Genomic DNA, 4674 nt, shown 5'->3' with positions numbered 1-4674 from the left:
CTCAAAAGGAAGGTGACTAATGCGTATTGATCGTTTAACCAGCAAATTGCAGTTGGCATTGTCTGACTCTCAATCCTTGGCGGTGGGCCTAGACCACCCGGCCATTGAGCCTGCGCACTTGATGCAGGCGCTCCTGGAGCAGCAAGGCGGTTCTATCAAGCCTTTGCTGATGCAGGTGGGCTTCGACGTCAACAGCCTGCGCAAGGAGTTGAGCAAAGAGCTCGACCAACTGCCGAAAATCCAAAATCCTACTGGCGACGTGAACATGTCGCAGGATCTGGCGCGCCTGCTCAACCAGGCAGACCGTCTAGCCCAGCAAAAAGGCGACCAGTTCATCTCCAGTGAGCTGGTGCTGCTCGCCGCGATGGACGAGAACAGCAAGCTCGGCAAGTTGTTGCTTGGGCAGGGCGTGAGCAAGAAAGCCCTGGAGAACGCCATCAACAATCTGCGTGGTGGTGACGCGGTGAACGACCCTAACCATGAGGAGTCGCGCCAAGCACTGGATAAATACACCGTCGACCTGACCAAGCGCGCCGAAGAAGGCAAGCTTGATCCGGTGATCGGCCGTGACGATGAAATTCGCCGCACCATTCAGGTCCTGCAGCGTCGCACCAAGAACAACCCGGTGTTGATCGGTGAGCCTGGCGTGGGTAAAACCGCGATCGCTGAGGGCTTGGCCCAGCGCATCATTAATGGCGAGGTGCCCGACGGCTTGAAAGGCAAGCGCCTGTTGTCTTTGGACATGGGGTCGTTGATCGCCGGTGCCAAGTTCCGTGGCGAGTTCGAAGAGCGCCTGAAATCCCTGCTGAACGAACTGTCGAAGCAGGAAGGGCAGATCATTCTGTTTATCGACGAACTGCACACCATGGTTGGCGCCGGTAAAGGCGAAGGTTCCATGGATGCGGGCAACATGCTCAAGCCGGCCTTGGCGCGGGGCGAGTTGCATTGTGTCGGTGCCACGACGCTCAACGAATATCGCCAGTACATTGAAAAGGACGCGGCCCTTGAGCGTCGTTTCCAGAAAGTGCTGGTGGAAGAGCCGAGCGAAGAAGACACCATCGCGATCCTGCGTGGCCTGAAAGAGCGCTATGAGGTCCACCATAAGGTGGCCATTACTGACGGTGCGATCATTGCGGCGGCCAAGTTGAGCCACCGCTATATCACCGACCGTCAATTGCCCGACAAGGCCATCGACTTGATCGACGAAGCGGCCAGCCGCATCCGTATGGAGATCGACTCCAAGCCGGAAGTGCTCGACCGCCTGGATCGGCGCCTGATTCAACTGAAGGTTGAGTCCCAGGCCCTGAAGAAAGAGGAAGACGACGCGGCGAAAAAACGCCTGGAAAAACTCCAGGAAGAAATCGTCCGCCTGGAGCGTGAGTATTCGGATCTGGAAGAAATCTGGACCTCGGAAAAAGCCGAAGTACAGGGTTCTGCGCAGATCCAGCAAAAAATCGAGCAGTCCCGCCAGGAACTGGAAGCTGCACGCCGTAAAGGCGACCTGAACCGCATGGCCGAGTTGCAGTACGGGGTGATCCCGGACCTGGAACGCAGCCTGCAGATGGTCGACCAGCATGGACACAGCGAAAACCAGTTGCTGCGCAGCAAGGTGACCGAGGAAGAAATTGCCGAAGTCGTCTCGAAGTGGACTGGCATTCCAGTGTCGAAAATGCTCGAGGGCGAACGGGACAAGCTGCTGAAGATGGAAAGCCTGTTGCATCAGCGCGTCATCGGCCAGGAAGAAGCGGTTGTGGCGGTGTCCAACGCGGTGCGGCGTTCCCGGGCCGGTTTGTCCGATCCGAACCGTCCGAGTGGCTCGTTCATGTTCCTCGGCCCGACCGGTGTGGGTAAGACCGAGTTGTGCAAGGCGCTGGCCGAGTTCCTCTTCGATACTGAAGAGGCGATGGTGCGGATCGATATGTCCGAGTTCATGGAGAAGCACTCGGTGGCACGCTTGATCGGCGCTCCACCAGGGTATGTGGGCTACGAAGAGGGCGGTTACCTGACCGAAGCCGTGCGGCGCAAGCCTTACTCGGTGATCCTGCTGGATGAGGTCGAGAAGGCGCACCCGGATGTGTTCAACATCCTGTTGCAAGTGCTGGAAGATGGCCGCCTGACGGACAGCCACGGACGTACCGTGGACTTCCGTAATACGGTGATTGTGATGACTTCCAACCTGGGCTCGGCGCAGATCCAGGAGTTGGTGGGTGATCGTGAAGCACAACGTGCTGCAGTTATGGACGCGTTGACCACCCATTTCCGTCCGGAATTTATCAACCGGGTCGACGAAGTGGTGATCTTCGAGCCTCTGGCACGGGATCAGATCGCGGGCATCACCGAGATTCAGTTGGGACGCCTGCGTGGCCGTCTGGCTGAGCGTGAGCTGGACTTGGTGCTGAGCAACGAGGCGTTGGACAAGCTGATCGCGGTCGGTTACGACCCAGTGTATGGCGCACGGCCTCTGAAGCGTGCGATCCAGCGTTGGATCGAAAACCCGCTGGCGCAGTTGATCCTGTCGGGCAGCTTTATGCCAGGCACCCGTGTCGAGGCGGTTGTGGAAAACGACGAAATCGTCTTCCACTGAACCCAGTTATTGGCGTAATAAAAGAAGGCCCTGCATTGCAGGGCCTTTTTTTTTCGATAGGGCGTTGAACTGTAAGGAAAAGGCTTGTAAAGTGCGCCCCGCAGCAACGTCAGCCCACGGGTTTCTTCTCCCCAAGAAGAAATCAGAAACAAGCGCAAATCATTGTCTTAAAAGCAATTTAAAGGGTTGACAGGGGTTTTTAAGATTGTAGAATAGCGCGCCTCAGAGACATGAACGTAGCGATACGGACAGGTCGAAGAGAAAGTAACATCGCAGTAAAAGTTGCACATTTGAGATATGTAGTTCCGTGATAGCTCAGTCGGTAGAGCAAATGACTGTTAATCATTGGGTCCCAGGTTCGAGTCCTGGTCACGGAGCCAATTTCAAAATCGGGGTATAGCGCAGTCCGGTAGCGCGCCTGCTTTGGGAGCAGGATGTCGGGAGTTCGAATCCCCCTACCCCGACCATATTTGGGTCGTTAGCTCAGTTGGTAGAGCAGTTGGCTTTTAACCAATTGGTCGTAGGTTCGAATCCCACACGACCCACCATTTTTGAAACCAGTTGACGCTGGAATCGAATCTTAAGATCAGAGGCCAAAAGCACGGATCGAAGAAGGCGACTGAAAGGTCGCCTTTTTTTTACCGGGGTATAGCGCCGGCCGGTAGCGCGCCTGCTTTGGGAGCAGGATGTCAGGAGTTCGAATCCCCTTACCCCGACCATATTAAAAATCCTCGTATCGAAAGATACGGGGATTTTTTTTGCCTTTTTTTTAATGGTATTTGTGCAAATTCCAAACAGATATTGTGCTGATTGGTGCGTTGGTCTGCTGATTACAGCTCCCTAGACTGGGCTTCGTCACTCACCTACCTCTACAGGAATTAGCATCATGACCTATGCCCTTGCTGCTCAACCCGCTCGCTCGTTGCCTTCATTGTTCAAACACACGCTTATTGGCTTGGGCATGATGATGGGTCTCGGCCAATTTGCAGTCGCCGCTGAACCTGCTGCGAACTCACACCCGACCATTCGCGCCATGTCGGGCGCCGAGCCCATCGGTCGACTGGATCCGAAAACCACCGCCTTGCTGGTAATCGACTTCCAGAATGAATACTTCACCGGCCGTATGCCGATCCCCGATGGCATGAAAGCCCTGGAAAACACCCAGCGTCTGATCAAGTTTGCCGACAAGGAGCACATCCAGGTTATCAACGTGCAGCATATTGCCCCGGACGGCGCTGCTGTATTCGCCACTAATGGCAAGACAGTTGATTTTCATCCGCTGATGAAGCCACGCCCACAAGATAAGGTCGTTCAGAAAACCACCGTCAGCGTGTTTGCCAGCACCAACCTGGATGCCCAATTGAAGCAGGCAGGTGTCAAGACGCTGATCATCACGGGCTTGATGACCCACGCCTGTGTCGCCGGCGCCGCCCGGGACGCCGCACCGTTGGGTTATGACGTTGTGGTAGCATCCGATGCCACCGCTACTCGGGCGATCACCCGTATCGATGGCCGTACGGTGAGCAAGGATGAGTTGCACAACGCGGCGCTGGCTGAGATTGAAGACACCTTCGGCTCGGTACTGACCACTTCGCAAATCATTGCTTTGCCGGTTAACTGATTCTCCTAAGCAGCCTGGGATCGCCTGATTCATGAACCAGTTATCCGCCATGCGCGCCTTTCGGTGCATCGTTGAAGCCAAGGGTTTTTCTGCCGCCGCAGAACGCCTGGACACCACGCATTCGACGATTTCCCGACAGTTGCAGCAGCTGGAAATTGAATTGGGCGCCCAACTGATCAATCGCAATACGCGGCGTTTCAGCCTGACCTCGGCTGGGGAGCAGTACTACGCCGCGTGCGTCGATATTCTTGATCGCATCGAGGCGGCTTCCCAGGCTGTCGCCCAGGGGCATCAGCGCCCGGAAGGCTTGTTGCGGGTCAGTGTTCCGCTGGTAGTGGGGACGCTGGATCTATCGCACTGGCTGCCGGGTTTTCAGCGACGCTATCCCGACATTGAGCTTGAGCTGCACTGTGATGATCAATTCGTCGATCTGGTCGCTGAGGGATTTGACGTCGCAATACGTATCGCC

General features: G+C 55.9%; 3 protein-coding genes and 4 tRNA genes. All 7 read left to right on the top strand.

Annotated elements, in window-relative coordinates; translation table 11 throughout:
• Positions 1–19 precede the first annotated feature (19 nt).
• Positions 20–2584, top strand: coding sequence for an ATP-dependent chaperone ClpB (clpB, locus tag ACRESD_RS19600; protein ID WP_431752412.1), 2565 nt, complete (start codon positions 20–22; stop codon positions 2582–2584).
• A 304-nt stretch (positions 2585–2888) separates the two neighbouring features.
• Positions 2889–2964 (top strand) — tRNA-Asn (locus ACRESD_RS19595).
• Between the two features lie 10 nt (positions 2965–2974).
• A tRNA-Pro gene (locus tag ACRESD_RS19590) sits at positions 2975–3051 on the top strand.
• A gap of 5 nt (positions 3052–3056) precedes the next feature.
• A tRNA-Lys gene (locus ACRESD_RS19585) sits at positions 3057–3132 on the top strand.
• Between the two features lie 94 nt (positions 3133–3226).
• Positions 3227–3303: transfer RNA gene (locus tag ACRESD_RS19580), tRNA-Pro, on the top strand.
• A 167-nt stretch (positions 3304–3470) separates the two neighbouring features.
• Positions 3471–4205, top strand: a complete 735-nt coding sequence (locus tag ACRESD_RS19575) for a cysteine hydrolase family protein (RefSeq protein WP_431752411.1) — start codon at positions 3471–3473, stop codon at positions 4203–4205.
• 31 nt (positions 4206–4236) lie between these two features.
• Positions 4237–4674, top strand: a 438-nt coding sequence (locus ACRESD_RS19570) for a LysR family transcriptional regulator (protein ID WP_431752410.1), incomplete at its 3' end; no start/stop codon positions are given.

The organism is Pseudomonas sp. (genome assembly GCF_050739995.1).
GTDB lineage: Bacteria > Pseudomonadota > Gammaproteobacteria > Pseudomonadales > Pseudomonadaceae > Aquipseudomonas.
The sequence above is the reverse complement of the archived record's forward strand: the minus strand, read 5'-3'. Positions and strand labels throughout refer to the sequence as shown.

Excerpts from the sequence above, each read along its gene's own strand:
- ACRESD_RS19575 (WP_431752411.1), top strand. The coding sequence starts at position 3,471 with ATGACCTATGCCCTTGCTGCTCAACCCGCTCGCTCGTTGCCTTCATTG.
- clpB (WP_431752412.1), top strand. The coding sequence starts at position 20 with ATGCGTATTGATCGTTTAACCAGCAAATTGCAGTTGGCATTGTCTGAC.